The sequence below is a fragment of the Methylobacterium indicum genome, assembly GCF_001043895.1.
GTDB lineage: Bacteria > Pseudomonadota > Alphaproteobacteria > Rhizobiales > Beijerinckiaceae > Methylobacterium > Methylobacterium indicum.
This window is the reverse complement of the sequence record NZ_JTHF01000147.1, coordinates 18,237-34,680: the sequence shown is the minus strand read 5'-3', so window position 1 is coordinate 34,680 and position 16,444 is coordinate 18,237. Positions and strand designations below refer to the sequence as shown.

Annotated in this window: 12 protein-coding genes; 6 read left to right on the top strand and 6 right to left on the bottom strand. The window is 71.0% G+C overall.

Going from position 1 to position 16,444, the window contains the following annotated elements; genetic code table 11:
• The 3 genes from QR78_RS18215 to QR78_RS18205 all read right to left on the bottom strand — a co-directional run.
• On the bottom strand, positions 1-2,482 hold a 2,482-nt coding region (locus QR78_RS18215), incomplete at its 3' end, for a 5'-nucleotidase C-terminal domain-containing protein (protein ID WP_048428973.1).
• 714 nt (positions 2,483-3,196) lie between these two features.
• Positions 3,197-4,672: a SulP family inorganic anion transporter gene (locus tag QR78_RS18210; RefSeq protein WP_048428972.1), complete on the bottom strand. Its 1,476-nt coding sequence runs from the start codon at positions 4,670-4,672 to the stop codon at positions 3,197-3,199.
• Between the two features lie 370 nt (positions 4,673-5,042).
• Complete coding sequence (locus QR78_RS18205) at positions 5,043-7,685, bottom strand: MMPL family transporter (protein ID WP_048428971.1); 2,643 nt, start codon at positions 7,683-7,685, stop codon at positions 5,043-5,045.
• A 445-nt stretch (positions 7,686-8,130) separates the two neighbouring features.
• Here QR78_RS18205 and ispH point away from each other — a divergent pair, with 445 nt between their 5' ends.
• The gene (gene ispH, locus QR78_RS18200) at positions 8,131-9,096 is read left to right on the top strand and encodes a 4-hydroxy-3-methylbut-2-enyl diphosphate reductase (RefSeq protein ID WP_048428970.1); all 966 of its coding nucleotides are present in this window, start codon (positions 8,131-8,133) and stop codon (positions 9,094-9,096) included.
• Positions 9,097-9,218: 122 nt separating this feature from the next.
• Positions 9,219-10,373: an adenosyl-hopene transferase HpnH gene (hpnH, locus tag QR78_RS18195; protein ID WP_048428969.1), complete on the top strand. Its 1,155-nt coding sequence runs from the start codon at positions 9,219-9,221 to the stop codon at positions 10,371-10,373.
• On the opposite strand, the gene QR78_RS18190 is transcribed toward hpnH, so the two are convergent.
• Positions 10,296-11,036, bottom strand: a complete 741-nt coding sequence (locus QR78_RS18190; protein ID WP_048428968.1) for a phosphorylase — start codon at positions 11,034-11,036, stop codon at positions 10,296-10,298. The genes hpnH and QR78_RS18190 overlap by 78 nt on opposite strands.
• A 207-nt stretch (positions 11,037-11,243) precedes the next feature.
• On the opposite strand from QR78_RS18190, the gene QR78_RS18185 reads away from it, so the two are divergent.
• Positions 11,244-11,786, top strand: coding sequence for a hypothetical protein (locus QR78_RS18185; protein ID WP_048428967.1), 543 nt, complete (start codon positions 11,244-11,246; stop codon positions 11,784-11,786).
• Between the two features lie 43 nt (positions 11,787-11,829).
• Here QR78_RS18185 and QR78_RS18180 read toward each other — a convergent pair whose 3' ends face one another.
• Positions 11,830-12,723, bottom strand: coding sequence for a 3'-5' exonuclease (locus tag QR78_RS18180; RefSeq protein WP_048428966.1), 894 nt, complete (start codon positions 12,721-12,723; stop codon positions 11,830-11,832).
• A gap of 438 nt (positions 12,724-13,161) precedes the next feature.
• On the opposite strand from QR78_RS18180, the gene ada reads away from it, so the two are divergent.
• The 3 genes from ada to QR78_RS18165 all read left to right on the top strand — a co-directional run bounded on the left by ada (position 13,162) and on the right by QR78_RS18165 (position 15,556).
• Positions 13,162-14,262 (top strand): bifunctional DNA-binding transcriptional regulator/O6-methylguanine-DNA methyltransferase Ada, encoded by a 1,101-nt coding sequence (ada, locus tag QR78_RS18175; protein ID WP_048428965.1) that lies wholly within the window; start codon positions 13,162-13,164, stop codon positions 14,260-14,262.
• 122 nt (positions 14,263-14,384) lie between these two features.
• Positions 14,385-15,104, top strand: a complete 720-nt coding sequence (locus tag QR78_RS18170) for a DUF4142 domain-containing protein (RefSeq protein ID WP_048428964.1) — start codon at positions 14,385-14,387, stop codon at positions 15,102-15,104.
• Positions 15,105-15,340: 236 nt separating this feature from the next.
• Positions 15,341-15,556, top strand: a complete 216-nt coding sequence (locus tag QR78_RS18165) for a hypothetical protein (protein WP_048428963.1) — start codon at positions 15,341-15,343, stop codon at positions 15,554-15,556.
• Positions 15,557-15,587: 31 nt separating this feature from the next.
• On the opposite strand, the gene QR78_RS18160 is transcribed toward QR78_RS18165, so the two are convergent.
• Positions 15,588-16,304 (bottom strand): ribonuclease activity regulator RraA, encoded by a 717-nt coding sequence (locus tag QR78_RS18160; RefSeq protein ID WP_179945800.1) that lies wholly within the window; start codon positions 16,302-16,304, stop codon positions 15,588-15,590.
• Positions 16,305-16,444: the final 140 nt, after the last annotated feature.

The following is a 16,444-nucleotide window of genomic DNA, read 5'->3' as shown; positions in this document are numbered from 1 at the left end:
CGCCGATACCACCGTCACCCGCGACGGCGCCTACACCCTCATCACCGGACCCGAGGGCCAGGACCGCGTCACCGGCTTCGAGCGCTACCTGTTCGGCGATGCCACCGTCGTCACCGGTGACGCGGTCCTGGCCCTCGGGTCCGGTGATGAGGGTGTAGGCGCCGTCGCGGGTGACGGTGGTATCGGCGAGCCGGGAATTGAACACCAGGGTGTCGTTGCCGGTCGGGCCGGTCGGGGTCCGGCCACCGAGCAGGATGTCGTTGCCGGGCGTGTTGAAGATGATGTCGTCGCCGGCGCCGCCACTGATCAGGTCGTCATAGGCCGTACCGTCGAGCCGGTCGGCGCCGTCCGTGCCGATCCGGGTGACGCCGCGGGCGAGCACCGTGTCGGCGCGGGCGGCGAGGTTCTGGATCCGGTTATCGCCGGCGGGCGTGGTGTCGGCGGTGCCGTAGGGCGTCGAAGCGTAGTGGGCGCGCAGGTACTCGGCCATCGCGTCCTGCTCGGTGCCCTGCGCCGCGAAGGTCGCGGTGTTCGGCAGCGAGGCGCCGGGCGTGGCGGAGGCGAGCGCCACCTTGTTCTCGCCATAGGCCGGGAACGGGTAGTTGTCGCCGCCGAGGCCCGGTGCGGTCGAGGTGCCGGTCGCCAGGAAGTCGAGGGTGACGGTGCGGATGCCCCGGTTCGGGTCGCCGACGATCTGGCCGTTCTGGACCAGGGTGTCGGTGATCCGGCCGTTCTCGTCGACGATCGCCGCGTTGAGGATCCGCTGGCCCTCGCGGGTGACGGTGCCGTTGGCGTCGAGGGTCTGGGCGGTCTTGCTGGCGTCGAAGGAGAAGCTCAGGCCCCCGATCTGCGGGAACTGGCCGGGCGTCGCGCCGGCATTGCTCGCCGAGACGGCGTGCTCCAGGATCCGCTTCATCTCCAGCGCCGACACCGTGGTGACGGCGAGCGCGTTGTTGAAGCGCAGCGAGTTGGTGACGTCGAGCTGCGAGATGTCGCCCGATCGCTTGCCGGCGGAGGGGTTGGCCGCCGGGGGCAATTCGGCGGTGCCGCCGCCCGCGGTCGAGAACGAGCCGATCGAGTCGCGGATGCCGCCGCCGTTCTTGATCGAGACCGCGACCGAGGCATCGTACTGCTTGGCGTACCAGAGGTTGGCGTCGGCGGAGAGATCGCCGAGGTTGGTCTCCTCGGTACGGACCTCGCCGCGGCGCCCTTCGAGGTAGACGCTGGTGCGGCCGAGGATGTTGCCGTCCTGCTGGCGGATGATGTCGGCGACGCCGGCGGTTTCCTGGATGCCGTCGTTGTTGACGTCGAGACCCTCGATCATTTCCTTGACGAGGTAGCCCTTGGTGCCGGGCGCGAAGGCCGCTGCCGTCGAGCCCCAGAACTGCGCCACGGATGTGTCGTCGACCGCGACCGCACCGGAATTCTGCGGCGTGATCGAGTCGCGGATGATGGTGCCCTTGTCGTCGAAGGTGACGGTCAGGCGCCCGACATACGAGTACTCGGAGGCGGTGTTGACCAGCGCCAGGGTCTGGCCCGAGGCGTTGGTGAAGAATTGCGGGTAGGCGCCGCCCGACACGTCGCCCGGCAGCAGCCGGTCGTTGGAATCGGAGAGCAGGGTGTGCGAGCCGCCGCCGATCAGCACGTCGACGTTGCGCAGGAGCGGGGCCAGCGCCTGCTCGTTCGACAATTGCTGCAGGTGGGTGCCGACGATGACCTTGTCGAGGCCCGGATTGGCGGCGAGCACCCGGTCGACCTCGGCATTGATCTGCTGGGCGAGCAGCGCGATCTCGTCGCGGCCGGTGAAGCCGTCGAGGGTGACGTTGCCGAGCGTCGTCAGCAGCGGCTCGAGCTGGGTGGTGGCGCCGATGAAGGCGATCTTCTCGCCGTTCTCGGTGATGACCACCGACTTGGCGATCTTGTCGGCGCCGGTGCCGGTCTGGGTCGAGGTCGGGCCGGTCTCGGCGAAGGTCGCGGCGTCGCCGTCCTTGTGGACGAGGCCCGACAGCGCCGTGTCCCTCGAAAAATTCAGGTTGGTCGAGAGGTAGGGGAATTGCGACCCGACCCAGGTGTCGTCGGCCGCACCCGGCGCCGTGCCGAGATTGGCGCCGATGATGTTGGCGACCTCGTTGGGACCGGAATCGAATTCGTGGTTGCCGAACACCGCGGCCTGGACGCCGATGATGTTCTGAATCGTGATGTCGGCCCGGCCCGGCGAGGCGGTGAGCTTGCCGTAGGCGTTGGCGCCCGACAGCCCGTAAACCTGGTTGTAGATGCCGTTATAGGTCGCGTTCAGCTGCGGGTCGGCGCCGGCGATGAAGAACGGGCTCGGGATCCAGCCGTCGCCGGTCGAGAGCGTGATCGAGTTCGGGGTCGCGTCCTCGAGCTTGTCGACGATCGCCGCGAAGTTCGGCGCCCGCTGGGTCGCCAGGAGGCCGGCCTCCCAGTCGGACGCGTGCAGGATCTGGAGCGTGTAGGTCATCGGGGCGGCCTGCTGGGTTGGTGAGGTCGAGCTGGTCCTGCGCCAGGCCCGCGAAGGCGTTGCCGGCGGTCGGTGAGGGCGCCCTTCGGCACGATCACGCCGTAGGCGGTGCCCGCGCGAGGTCGGCGCGCGGGTCGATCGTCACGGCGTCGCCGCTGATCGCGACCTGGGCGGCGTCGGAGACCGTCATGGCCATGGGTTCCGATGTCTCCAGGCGTATGTCTCCGGATGCATGTCTCCTGGCGCACGGGGGGCGATTGCGAGGCGAGCGCCGCCGTTCCGCGCGGAGCGGTTGAGGACGTGAAGGGGCGGGAACAGACGCGGCGACGGGAGGCGCGCTCCCATGCGTTCGATGGAGCGGGCCGAACAGGTGAAGCGGCCCTGTTGCAGTTTGTTTCAGGCTGGTTTCGGTCTGTAGGGGCGTTGTGCGACAGCGTTGTGAAGGTTGGCCGTCCCGCCGGAGCAGGCGCGGATGCGCGCCGGTGCCCCGCGGGCGGCACGATCGTGCTCGCAGCATCGCGCGCTCATCGAGGGGCAATCCCCGTGTCAGAGCCTGTTTGACCCGATCGACAGTCTTCGTACCCTCTTCGTCATTCCGGGTCCGCGCAGCGGAGCCCGGAATTGTCTGTTGGTTTGGTCGTAGGGTGATCCTGTTCCGCCTCGGCGGGATGACACGGAGGATCTCAACTCCGTGATGATCGATCAGACAGCCGCTCAATGCCCCGAGGCGAGGGCCGCCCCCGGCTTGTCGTGGGTGCCGAGCCGCTCGACCAGCGTCGCCGAGGCGGCGTTGAGGCCGACGATCTCCACCGGCACGTCGTGGTGACGGAACTTCAGGACGACGCGGTCCAGCGCATTGACGGCGGTCAGGTCCCAGAAATGGGCGTCCGTCAGGTCGATGACGACGCGCTGCAGGTCGTCCTCGCGAAAGTCGAAGCCGCCATGGAAGGCCTCGGCCGTGGCGAAGAAGATCTGGCCCGTCACCCGGTAGGTGCGGACGGCGCCCTCGCGCGCGGAGACGACGGCGAAGAACCGCGTGACCTTGTGGGCGAAGAACAGCCCGCTCAGCACCACGCCGAACAGCACGCCCTTGGCGAGGTCGTGGGTGGCGACCACCACCGCCACGGTGCCGAGCATCACGATGCTCGACGTCGTCGGATGGGTGAGCAGGGTCCGGATCGAGCGCCACTGGAAGGTGTTGATCGACACCATGATCATCACGGCGACCAAAGCCGCCATCGGGATCTGCGCCACGTAGGGGCCGAGCACCACGATCAGGAAGAGCAGGAAGGCGCCGGCCCACAGGGTCGAGAGCCGGCCGCGGCCGCCCGACGAGACGTTGATCACCGACTGGCCGATCATCGCGCAGCCGGCCATGCCGCCGAACAGGCCGGCGGTGACGTTGGCCAGCCCCTGGCCGGCGCATTCGCGGTTCTTGTTCGAGGTCGTGTCGGTGCGCTCGTCGACGATCGCCGCCGTCATCAGGCTCTCGAGCAGGCCGACCATCGACAGCGTCAGCGCGTAGGGCAGGATGATCCGCAGCGTCTCGAGGGTCAGCGGCACCTGGGGCAGGGCGAAGCTCGGCAATTCGCTCGGCAGCGCTCCCATGTCGCCGACGGTGCGGATGCCGAGGCCGAGGCTCATCGAGAGCGCGGTGAGGAGCACGATGGTGACGAGCGCCGAGGGCACGGCCTTGGTGAGATACGGCAGGCCGTAGATCAGCGCGAGGCCGGCGGCGGTCATCGCGTAGACGATGGGCCCGCGGCCGAGCAGCTCGGGCATCTGGGCCATGAAGATCAGGATGGCGAGGGCGTTGACGAAGCCGGTGACGACCGAGCGCGAGACGAAGCGCATCAGGTTGCCGAGCCGGAGCGCGCCGGCGGCGAGCTGGATCAGGCCGGTCAGGATCGTCGCGGCGAAGAGGTAGCCGAGGCCGTGGTCCTTCACCAGCGTCGTCATCACCAGCGCCATCGCGCCGGTGGCGGCCGAGATCATCGCCGGGCGCCCGCCCGCGATGGCGGTGACGACCGCGATGCAGAACGAGGCGTAGAGCCCGACCTTCGGGTCGACCCCGGCGATGATCGAGAACGCGATCGCCTCGGGGATGAGGGCGAGCGCCACGACGGTGCCGGCCAGGATTTCGCGCGTGACGTCGGGCGCCCATTCGCGCCGGAGGCGGACGAGATTCATGGAGTGTGAGCTTTCGAGACAGGGCGCGACGAGGCGCGCGAGGACGGCCGGCCGCGAGGCGGACGGGCACGAGAGGGCAGGCGTTGAGGAGAGGACGCGGGAGAGCGGGGCGCTACGGCGGCGTGAGCCGCGAGACCAGTCTGGCTCGATCCTGCATCATGGGGTCGTGCCTAGCACGGGTTCTTGCTGCGCCGCAACCGGAAGGTGGGAATAAACTCACGGCCCGCGGACGAAGCAACCAAGACGAGCATGGCGCGGGTTTCCCCTCTCCCCCGCAGGCGGGGAGAGGGGAAACCCGCGCCCTTCAAGAAAAAGGCCCGCCCCTCGGCGGAGGGACGGGCCTTGTCGTCGTCGGTTCTGCCCTCGACCCTCAGGCCGGGATCAGCGGGTCGCGCCGCACGGCAGTCTCCGGCGCCCCGTCCTTCGCCTTCTGCTTCGGCGGGGGCCCGAGGAAGGCCGGGACGATGAAGAAGGCGGCGATGAGGGTGAAGAACAGCGACAGGGCGAGGAGCTTGCCCATGCTGGCGGTGCCCGGATGGCTCGACAGGACCAGTGAGCCGAAGGCGGTGCCGGTGGTCAGCGCCGAGAAGAAGATCGCCCGGGTCAGGCTCGAGGCCAGCATGTCGGCGACGCCGGCCCGCCAGGCGATCACGTAGTAGATGTGGAACGCCACGCCCACCGCCAGCATCAAGGGCAGCGCGATGATGTTGGCGAAGTTCAGCGGCATGCCGATGAGGTAGAGCGCCTCCAGCGTCCACAGGGTGGCGAGCACCAGGGGGCCGAGTGCCATGGCGACGTCCCAGGGGCGGCGCAGGGCCACCGACAGGATGATGAAGATCGAGAGCAGCGCCAGGAGGCCCGCCTCGATGAAGGCGCCGAGAATCGTGTGGCTCGACAGGGTGGTGGCGACCGGCGCGCCGGTGGCGTGGGGGGCGACGCTCAGGACCTCCTTGGCGAAGCGGCGCTGCACCAGGTTGTCGTTCGAGTTGCCCTTGGGCTGGACCTCGATCCGGGCCTTGCCGTCGGCAGCGATCCACTCGGAGCGGATCTGCCTGGGCAGGTTCTCGAGGGTGATCTTCTCCGGCGCGAGCAGGCTGCGCAGGCGGGTGAGCAGGGCCTTGAGGTTGGGCACCACCGCGGCGGCGGCGGCCTCGCGCACCGGCGGCTCGGCATTGGCCAGGCGATCGAGCGTGTCGGTGAACCCCTGGATCGTGGCGAGCGGGCCGGAGGCCGCGTCCGGCTTCGCGCCCTGCGAGAGGCCGCGGAGCGCCGTGACCGCGTTGCGGATCGCCGTCACCACCTCGCGGTCGGTCGGCGCGGGCGCGACGCGGGGCGGGTTGAGCACCGGGCCCAGCACCTGCGCGGCGTCCTCGATGGTCGCGAGCTTCTGATCCTGGTCGGCGGGCACGAAGGTGTTGATGTCCACCACCCCGGCGACGCCCGGCAGGGCCGTGAGCTTCTTGACCATCGGGTCGATGGCGTCGCGGTTCGGCACCACGACGTCGATCGAGTTCGGGCTGGTCTTCGGGTCCTTGGCGAGGTCGAGATAGGTCGCGACCGATTCCACCTTGGCGCTGCGCAGGTGCATCGGGTTTGAGTCGAAGGGCAGCCAGTAGAGAAGGGGCAGGCCCGCCACCGTGACGAGGCCGGTGAGCACCAGGACGAGCTTGCGGTGCTCGAGGATCCAGTGATCGACCGAGGCCATGCTGGCGGTGCCGACCTCCTGCTTCTCGCCCGGCGGCCGCAGCACCGCGATCAGCGCCGGCAGCATGGTGAGCGAGAAGAGATAGGCGACGATCATGCCGACGCCGGCGATCAGGCCGAGCTCCGAGACGCCGCGGAAGTCGGTCGGCAGGAAGGAGAAGAAGCCGGCGAGCAGCGACACCGCGGCCAGCGTCAGCGACCAGCCGACGCCGCGGGCGGCGGAGCGGATCGCCCGTTCCAGATCCCCCTCGGCGAAGCGGTCGGCGCGGTAGCGCACGGCGAACTGGATGCCGAAATCGATGCCCAAGCCGACGAACAGGGCTGCGAAGGCGACCGAGATCGGGTTCAGCTCCCCGACCATCACGAGACCCAGCGCCGCGGTGACGATGAGGCCCGCGAAGGTGGTGATGAGGACGGCGACGACGAGGCTGCCCGAGCGCAGGGCCAGCCACAGAAATAGCACGATGGCGCCGCCGGTGACCGAGTAGTTCAGCCCCGCATCGTCGGCCAGCGTCGCGAACTCGTCGTCCGCCACCGCGACCTGGCCGGTCAGGCGCACCCGCACGCCGTTGGCCTCGGTCAGGCCGAGAGTGCGGGCGGTCTCGCGGATCAGCTGGCTCGCCTTCTCGCCGGGCTGGAGGGCGTCGTAGTCGAGGACCGGCTGGGCGATGACGAAGCGGCGCAGGTCGCCCGGCTCGGCCTTGCCGCCGGAGAGGAGGAGCTGCCAGGACAGCTGGGCCCGCTCGCCCTTCAGGATGCGGTCGAAGACCTCCTTCATCTGCCCCATCGGGCCGACGAGATCCTCGGGCTTGGCCTGGCCGGCCTTCACGCCTTGAGCGCCCATCACCATCGCCTGCATGATGCCGCGCAGGGACGGGTCGGCGGCGAGCGGCCCCAGGAGGCCCTGCTGCTGGATCAGCCTCTCGGTGGTCTGCTCCAGCTCCTTCTGGGGCATCAGTAGCAGGCCGTTCTTGTCGAAGAACGGGCCGCCGTCGGGCCGGTAGACGATCGGCAGCAGGTCCTTGTGGGTCGAGAGGGACTGGACCAGGCGGGTCGCCGCCTCCTCGGCCTGTTCCGGGGTCTGCCCGTCGACCACCGCGACGAGCAGGTTGCTGCGCTGCGGAAACGTCTTTTCGAACTGGATCTCGTCCTGGCGCCAGGGCACGTCCGGGGTGATCAGGCGCTCGACGTCGGTGTTGATGCGGAAGAGGTGCGCCGCCGTGGCGGCGCTCGCGACGGTGAGCAGCAGCGCGGCCACGAGGACGAGCCAGCGCCGGTGTACGGAAAACGCCACGAGCCGTTCGATCACGATGCGAAGCCTGCCTCTAGCTCGCGGGCCGCGCGGCGTGTCGCGGCGGCCCGGCAAAATCCCCTGGATCGGTCCGGCGGCCCCGCCGGCAGGGCGGTACCCCGCTGGCGATGCCCCGCGGTCCCGCGCCGTCCGGGACCAGTATAGCGCGCGAGCCGGCGGCGCCCATGGTCGAAGCCGGCGGGCGTCCCGCGGTCACGGCCCGGACCCACGCCGCTCCCATACCGGAAGCACGTCCGTGGCGCGCTAGGTAATGACCCGCAAGCCCGATTGCAACGCATTGGAGGCAAACGGATCCCCGGCCGGGGCGGTCTTCCGGGCGGAGTTCGGCGGCACGCCCCCGCCTTTACCGGGCCGCCGGCCCCGCCCTACACCTCGACGGCCCAAGGGGATCCGCCCGGTACGGACGGGTCCCGGACCGGAGTCGCGGCACGACGGAGGACAGGTGGCGGGGACGCGGGAGAACGGGCTCGACCTCGTGCTGGCCCAGCCCAGGGGCTTCTGCGCCGGGGTGGTGCGGGCGGTGGAGACGGTCGAGCGGGCGCTTGCTCGAAACCCTGCTCGACACGACGGCCGCCCGGTCTACGTGCGGCACGCCATCGTCCATAACGACCGGGTCGTCGCCGACCTCGAAGCCAAGGGCGCCCGCTTCGTCGAGAGCCTCGACGAGGTGCCCGACGGCGCCGTCACGGTCCTCTCGGCCCACGGCGTCTCGCGGGCGGTGGAGGCGGAGGCCGCCCGCCGCGGGCTGCCGGTCATCGATGCCACCTGCCCGCTGGTCGCCAAGGTCCACACGCAGGGGCAGCGCTACGCCGCGCAAGGGCGGACCGTGGTGCTGGTCGGCCATGCCGGCCACGCCGAGGTCGAGGGGACGCTCGGGCGGATCGACGGCGCGGTCCACCTCGTCGGCAGCGTCGCAGAGGCCGAAACCCTCGATCTCCCCGCCGACACGCGGCTCGCCTACGTCACCCAGACGACGCTCAGCGTCGACGACACGAGGGCGATCATCGCGGTCCTGCAGCGGCGCTTCCCCGACCTCGTCGGGCCCGAGACCAGGGACATCTGCTACGCCACCCAGAACCGCCAGGCCGCCGTGCGGGCGCTCGCCGCGGTCGCCGACCTGATCCTGGTGGTGGGGGCGAAGACCTCCTCGAACTGCAACCGCCTGCGCGAGGTCGCCGCCGAGGCCGGCCGCCCGAGCCGCCTCGTCGCGGGGGCGGAGGACCTGGAGGGCCTCGACCTCGACGGGATCCGCACCCTCGGCCTCACCGCCGGCGCCTCGACGCCGGAGGCCTCGATCGTCGAGGTGATTGCTGCGCTGCAGCGTCGCACCCCCGTGCGGATCTCCACGTTGCCGGGCATTGTCGAAGGCGTGAGCTTCCCGCTCCCGTCGAGTTTGGGCCACAGTTAGGCCGATACGCACCCAGCTTGGACCCTTTCGAACCTAGCTTGCTGGAAATCCGCCACTTTTCGGGCTAATCAGCCCGCTTGGCACAGCACCCGACACGAACCACGACACAAGGAGCCTTGGTCTTGGGCATTCCTCTCCGGTACGTCGCGAAGATCGGCGGCTACATTCTCAAGCAGCACCTCACCGGCCGCAAGCGCTACCCGCTTGTCATGATGATGGAGCCGTTGTTCCGGTGCAATCTCGCCTGCGCGGGCTGCGGCAAGATCGACTATCCGGACGAGATCCTCAACAAGCGTCTCCCGGTCGACGAGGCTCTCGAGTCGGTCCGCGAGTGCGGCGCACCCGTCGTCGTCATCGCGGGCGGCGAGCCGCTGCTGCACAAGGACCTGCCGCAGATCGTCGAGGGCATCATCGCCCAGAAGAAGTTCGCGATCGTCTGCACCAACGCGCTTCTCCTCGAGAAGAAGATCGCGCAGTACAAGCCGAGCCCGTACTTCACCTGGTCGATCCATCTCGATGGCGACAAGGAGATGCACGACCAGTCGGTGTGCCAGCGCGGCGTCTACGACAAGGCCGTGGCGGCGATCCAGAAGGCCAAGGAGATGGGCTTCCGGGTCACGATCAACTGCACCTTCTTCAACAACTCCTCGGCCGACAAGATCGCGGACTTCTTCGACAGCGTGACCCGGATGGGCATCGACGGCATCACCGTCTCCCCCGGCTACGCCTACGAGCGCGCTCCCGACCAGCAGCACTTCCTCAACCGCCGGGCGACCAAGGACCTGTTCCGCGGCGTGTTCCGCCTCGGCAAGGAGAAAGGCCGCGAGAAGTGGACCTTCCAGCAGTCGGGCCTGTTCCTCGACTTCCTGGCCGGCAACCAGACCTACCATTGCACGCCGTGGGGCAACCCGACCCGGACGGTCTTCGGCTGGCAGAAGCCGTGCTACCTGCTCGGCGAGGGCTACGCCAAGACCTTCAAGGAGCTGATGGAGACCACGGACTGGGATTCGTACGGCACCGGCAACTACGAGAAGTGCGCCGACTGCATGGTGCATTCGGGCTACGAGGCCTCCTCGGTGGTCGACTCGGTGAAGAAGCCGTGGAAGCCGGTGATCTACGCGCTCCGCGGCATCAAGACCGAGGGCGAGATGGCCCCCGAGATCTCCCTCGAGAACCAGCGCCCGGCCGAGTTCGTGTTCTCACGCAACGTCGCGCAGAAGCTCTCCGAGATCCGGGACGCCAAGGCCGACGCCAAGAAGCGCGCGACAGCGGCCTAAGGCGGCGAAGGCCGCCGACGAGTCGCGGGCGAGGCGAACGAGCCCGCCCACGCTCGCCGACCGGCGCGCCAGAGCCGACAGGACGGCGAGGATATCGGGCTCGCCGTCCGGCTTGAGGGCCTTGGCGATCGCCGCCGGCAGGGCGCGGTCGGCCGGGTCGCACACCACGCGCACGGCGCAGAACGGCAGCCCGTGCGCCTCCGCGAAGGCGGCCGCGACGTGGGATTCCATGTCGACCGCCGCCGCGCCGGTCTCGTCGCGCAGCCGCGCCTTGGCGTGCGGCGACAGGATGGCCGCCTCCACCCCCACGACATCGGCGAGTACCACCCGCGTCGGCGCGTCCGCGAGCCGGCGGGCGAGGGCCGCGACCACCTGCGGGTGCGCCGGGTGCCGGACGCCGCCGGCGCTGACCCCCGTCGCGACCACGACGTCGCCCGGCACCAGGTCGGGATCGAGCCCGCCGGCGATGCCGATGCTCATCACGGCCCGGCAGCCCGGGGCCGCGCGCCCCCGCAACAGATCCCGCAGCCGCTCCGGGTTGCCCCCGGCCCCCACCGTCGCCACGCCCGGACCGGCGGCGAGCCGCGCCTCGCGGGCGAGGCCCGTGACGGCGAGCACGGGATGGGGCCCGCGCGGGCCGGTGGTGTCCTCGACGACGATCATGCGGGGCTCGGGGAACGCTGTGGGGAGGAGGGGTCAGGTTCTCCCATACCAGAGCGGGCGAGGCGAGCGTGTGGCGCTGGTGACACGGGGCGACGGCGGCGCCGTCGCACTCCGTTTCACGAGCGATCCCCCGGTTTCGCGACTGTGCGTCGCCGCGAGCGGGGTGGGGCGAGCCTGCGCGCGCAAGCGCCTTCCCGGAGGTGCCGGATGACCGCGACCAACGATGACGCCGACCGGGCACTCGCCGCGCATGTGAGCGGCGTCTTGCGGCATATCTGGGACCCGATCGGCATGAAAACGGAGGGGCCACGGGACGCGTATGATCGGTACATCCCGGGCATCGTCGCCCTGTTGCGGGGCAGATCGGCCTACGAGACCGCAATCGTCGAGCACCTCATTCGCATTGAGAACTTGGAGATGCGGCTTTCCGCCCGGACACGGGTGATGTCGACTTCGACCCGGGCGGCCCGTGCCTTGCTCGGTCTGCGTGAAGCCTGCCTCGAGGCGCCCCATACGCTCGTCGCTCAGATCATCAGCCGGGACGGGCAGCACTGCATCTGGATTTTCCGGCGGTCCGATGGCCTGCACAGTTACCAGCACGCCTTGTTCCAGAGCGAGAACGACGAGAACGGCGAATACAGCTGGTGGGCCGATGCCAGGGACGGGCGACCGGGCCTTTTCGCGACCGCGACCGCCGCAGAGGCCGAAGCACGTGCGATCATAGGCTGGCTGCGGACGTGCGACGGCTGAATGGCGCGCCCGTCTCCGGATCGGCGAGGCGGCCGCCGTGCCCCTACGCCTCCGGATCCGCCCGGTTCGAGAACCGGTCGCGGGCGGTGAAGCGGTCGGCCGGCAGGCCGGAGGGCAGGGTGCCGCGGTAGATCTCGCGCGACAGGAACGTGCGCTCGATCTCGATCTGCTCCTCGTCGAGGTCGACGTACCAGCAGCGGCGCCGGGGCGACCAGCGGTAGTTGCGGTCCTTGAGCCGGTCCTTGAGGGCGATCGGGGCGTCGGAGGCCCAGAGCCGTACGGTGGGGCGGCGCGCCGCCTCGAGGAGGGCCGTGAAGGCGAGGCGGCCGGAGGCGCGCAGCGGCCGGGCGAGGATCGCCAGCAGCGCCTCGCAATCGTCGATCGCCCGGTGGCCGTTGTGGAAATGGCCGTGATCGGCGAGCAGGTGGCCGAGCCGCATCCCCTCGTGGCCCTCCGCCCGCCAGGGGATCTGGTGGCAGGAGCAGGCCCAGTTGCGCGACACGAAGATCGGCCAGCGGCGCTCGCACATCTGCCGGTCGAAGCGGGCATTGTGGGCGATGACGACCCGGGCCTCCGCCGCCAGGGCCTCGACCGCCGCGTCGTCGATGCGCTGGCCGGCGACGTCGGCGTCGGTGATGCCGGTGAGGCGCACCACCGCCTCGGGGATCGGGCCGGAGGGCTGGTGGAGCTGGTTGAACCGCTCCAGCACCCGGTAGATCCGCCCGCTGGCACCGTACTCGAACTTGATGATGCCGAGCTCGATCACCTCGTCGGCCGTGACGTCGATGCCGGTCGTCTCGGTGTCGAGGATCAGCCCGACGAAGGTCGGCTCGTCCGGCTCCCCGTCCGGGGGCACGAAGGGGCTGAGCCGGCGCAGCACGCGGTACTCGCCGGTGCGCTCCAGGATGGCGGCGATGTCGTCGAGCGCGTCGGTCAAGCGGCGGTCACCCCGAAGCCCAGCGGCCGCGCGGCGGCGGCGCATGTCGTTGCTTGAGGCAAGGCTTAGACCCGGGCCGGCCGTCCGGCCAAGAGCCCGGCCGCCACGCTCCACCGCAATCGCGCTCCGGCCAAACAAAGCCCCGCGACCCTGTGGGCCGCGGGGCAAGTGGAGGAGATCCGAGGAGCAGGCCCCCGCCGGCCGGGGAGGAAGCGCGGCGAGCGGGGGCGCCGGGCCTGCGCTCGCGCCGGCCCGACCCATCCCCAACCTGCCGCCGCTTCCCCGGTTTCGGGGGCAGCGGAGGAACCGTCGTCGGAGTAAACTTCGATCAAGCGGAGCCGTGCCAGAGGCCGGAATTCGGGAGCAAGCGCCGGGATGCGGCGGGCGGGCGGAGGAGCCAGGATGGCGCCATCGCCCGGACAGGAAGGCAGGACGGCCATGCGCAACCCGGATCTCGATCCCGCCGCGGGGCCCCCTCCGCCCCTCGACGCCGCCGCGTGCTTCGCCGCGGTGGCGCGGCGCGACCGGGCGGCGGACGGCCTGTTCGTCTACGCGGTGCGTACGACCGGGGTCTATTGCCGGCCGAGCTGCGCCGCCCGGCCGGCGCTCCCGAAGAACGTCAGCTTCCACCCCACCTGCGCGGCGGCGGAAGAGGCGGGCTTCCGGCCCTGCCGGCGCTGCCGCCCGAACGAGGCGAGCCTGGCCGAGCGCCAGGCGGAGGCGGTGGCCCGGGCCTGCCGGCTGATCGAGGCGGCGGAGAGCCCGCCGGCGCTCGCCGACCTCGCGGCGGCGGCGGGCTCGAGCCCCTATCACTTCCACCGGGTGTTCAAGCAGGTCACCGGGGTGACGCCGCAGGCCTACGGGGCGGGCCGGCGGGCGGCGCGGGCGGCGGCGAGCCTGCGGCAGGAGGACAGGACGGTGACGGAGGCGATCTACGAGGCCGGCTACGGCGCGGCGAGCCGGTTCTACGACGCGGCGCCGGAGCGCCTTGGCATGACGCCCACCGCCTATCGCCGGGGCGGGGAGGGCGCGGCGATCCGCTTCGCGGTCGGTCCCTGCTCGCTCGGCCACGTCCTGGTGGCGGCGACCGAGCGGGGCGTCTGCGCGATCCTGCTCGGCGACGATCCCGACGCCCTGCTGCGCGACCTCCAGGACCGCTTCCCGAAGGCGGTGCTGACGGGAGGCGACGCGGCGTTCGACGCGACGGTGGCCCTGGCGATCGGCCTCGTCGAGGCCCCGGGCGCCGCCGCGGCCCTGCCGCTCGACATCGGCGGCACCGCCTTCCAGCAGCGGGTGTGGCAGGCCCTGCGGGCGATCCCGCCGGGGCGCACCGCGACCTACGCGGAGATCGCCCGGGCGATCGGCGCCCCGAGCGCCGCCCGGGCGGTGGCGCTCGCCTGCGGCGCCAACCCGATCGCCGTGGCGGTGCCGTGCCACCGGGTGGTGCGCCAGGACGGCAGCCTGTCGGGCTATCGCTGGGGCATCGCGCGCAAGCAGGCCCTGCTCGACCGGGAGCGCGATGCGGCGGACAGGCCCTAACGGAGGCCGGCTCCCGCTGCGGAACTTTCACGCAAGGGACAGGTTGTGGGGCCGAAGGGGCGTCAGGCTTTCGCAGTGCGGCGATCCGTACGGCAAAGCTCTATCCAAGTGGATCTCATCCCATGTCTCGTACTGCTCTTCTGGCCGCGATCGGCGTGACGATCGCCGGCAGCCTGCCGGCCGCGGCCCAGAACCTCGTGATCTTCCCGAGCGACCGTCCGGCGGCCGAATCGACCGAGGCGTTCCGCGCCGAGGCCCTGCGCAGCGACGCCTACACCATCGAGGCGAGCCGCCTGGCGCTCCAGAAGTCCAACAACCGCGCGGTGCGCGGCTACGCCGAGCAGACGATCGTCAACCGCCAGGCCACCACCGACGCGCTCCTGCCCCGCGGCACCTCGCTCAGCCCCTCCGGGACCGTGGTAAGCGATTCCGGCACCGGCCTCCTCGGCGCGGGCAACATCCTCACGGCGCCGCTCGCCATCGCCACCGCGCCGATCGCGGTGGTCGGCAACGTGCTCCAGGGCCAGCCGGCCTTCGGCCGCTCGCTCGTCGATGCCGATCCGGGCACCCCGGGCCGCCGCGTCGCCCTCGATCCCGCCCGCGAGCAGCGCCTGGCGCGCCTGCAGGCGGCCCCGAGCGGCAAGCGCTTCGACGCGCTCTACACCGCCGACCAGGCCCGGGCCCAGGGCAACAGCGTGCAGCTCTACGAGACCTATTCGCGCTACGGCGACAGCCGGGTCGGCCGCACCTTCGCCAACGAGGCGGCGCCGATGCTGCGCGAGGAGGCCGGCGAGGCCGACCGCCTGGCCGACCGCTACTCGAACGCCGACTCGCTGTTCTGATACCCAGCGCCCGACGGCCGTCGCGGGCGGGGCGGGACGCGGTTCCGCCCCGCCCATCGAGGGGCCGGGATTCGCGACGAGGCGGCGGCCCGCCCCCAAGGCGACCGCCGCCGAATTTACACCGGGCACGGATCGTTGCGCGGAGATCGGCGTTCTCTCCCTGACCGCCGCCGCCAAGCTTGGCCGGCAGACCCGATGAACACCGTCGTGCGAGCTTCCCCGTGGAGCGCCAACCCATGTCGTGCCGCCACAACGCCGTCGCGCCCCAGCCGCATCTGATCGCGACCGCGCCGTCGCACCTGCGCAAGTGGCGCCGCTTCCCCAGCGTGCTGCCGCAGGCGGCCAACGACAACGGCCGAGCCGGCTACAGCGCGGAAGCCGGCCTGTGGGCCGCGGCGCTCGGCGCCACCGCCACCATGGTGGCGGTGCTGATGGTCGGGATGATGCTGTAGGCCGGCGCCGGACTTGGCCGGGGCTTCGGGCTCAGCGCCCGGTCTTCTGCCGCCAGGCCGCGAAATCGGCCTTCGCCTGCTCGTCGATCAGCGGGTAGAGCCCGATGATGCCGCGGCCGCCCTGGACCTCCTCGAGCACGAAATCCTCGAACACCGTCATCTCGGCGGCCTCCGCGGCGATCTCGTCGGCGATCTCCGCCGGAATCACGATCACGCCCTCGCCGTCGCCCACCACCACGTCGCCGGGAAACACCGCGACGTCGCCGCAGCCGATCGGCACGTTGATGTCGAGCGCCTGGTGCAGGGTCAGGTTGGTCGGAGCCGACGGCCGGTTGTGGTAGGCCGGGAAGGGCAGGGCGCCGATCTCGGGCGAATCGCGAAAGCCGCCGTCGGTGACGACGCCGGCCGCGCCCCGCTTCATCAGCCGCGTCACCAGGATCGCCCCGGCGGAGGCCGCACGCGGATTCTTGCGGCTGTCCATCACCAGCACCGCGCCCTCCGGGCATTGGTCGACCGCGACGCGCTGCGGATGCCCGGGATCGCGAAAGACCGCGAGCGTGTTCAGGTCCTCCCGGGCCGGGATGTAGCGCAGCGTATAGGCCTCGCCGACCATCGTCCCGGCCTGCGGGTTGAGGGGGCGCACGTCCTGGATGAACTGGTTGCGCAGGCCGCGCTTGAACAGGGCGGTGGCCAGGGTGGCGGTGCTGACGGTCTTCAGCGTCGCGCGGGTCTCGGGGCTCAAGGGCATCGGGGCTCTCCGGTCGGGAGCGAAGGCCGCGGGCGGCGGAAAGCCCGTGGGACGCCGTGCCGCCACCGATCCTCCCCGCCACCCGGACGACTTCGCCGCTCCGCGGCCGCCGGTCCGGCAGCCTGTGACATGCCATTGAA

What these genes read in the sequence shown, in the direction of transcription:
- QR78_RS18210 (WP_048428972.1), bottom strand. Translation starts at nt 4,672, where the DNA reads ATGAATCTCGTCCGCCTCCGGCGCGAATGGGCGCCCGACGTCACGCGC.
- QR78_RS18165 (WP_048428963.1), top strand. Translation starts at nt 15,341, where the DNA reads ATGTCGTGCCGCCACAACGCCGTCGCGCCCCAGCCGCATCTGATCGCG.
- QR78_RS18160 (WP_179945800.1), bottom strand. Translation starts at nt 16,304, where the DNA reads ATGCCCTTGAGCCCCGAGACCCGCGCGACGCTGAAGACCGTCAGCACC.
- QR78_RS18170 (WP_048428964.1), top strand. Translation starts at nt 14,385, where the DNA reads ATGTCTCGTACTGCTCTTCTGGCCGCGATCGGCGTGACGATCGCCGGC.
- QR78_RS18185 (WP_048428967.1), top strand. Translation starts at nt 11,244, where the DNA reads ATGACCGCGACCAACGATGACGCCGACCGGGCACTCGCCGCGCATGTG.
- ada (WP_048428965.1), top strand. Translation starts at nt 13,162, where the DNA reads ATGCGCAACCCGGATCTCGATCCCGCCGCGGGGCCCCCTCCGCCCCTC.
- QR78_RS18190 (WP_048428968.1), bottom strand. Translation starts at nt 11,036, where the DNA reads ATGATCGTCGTCGAGGACACCACCGGCCCGCGCGGGCCCCATCCCGTG.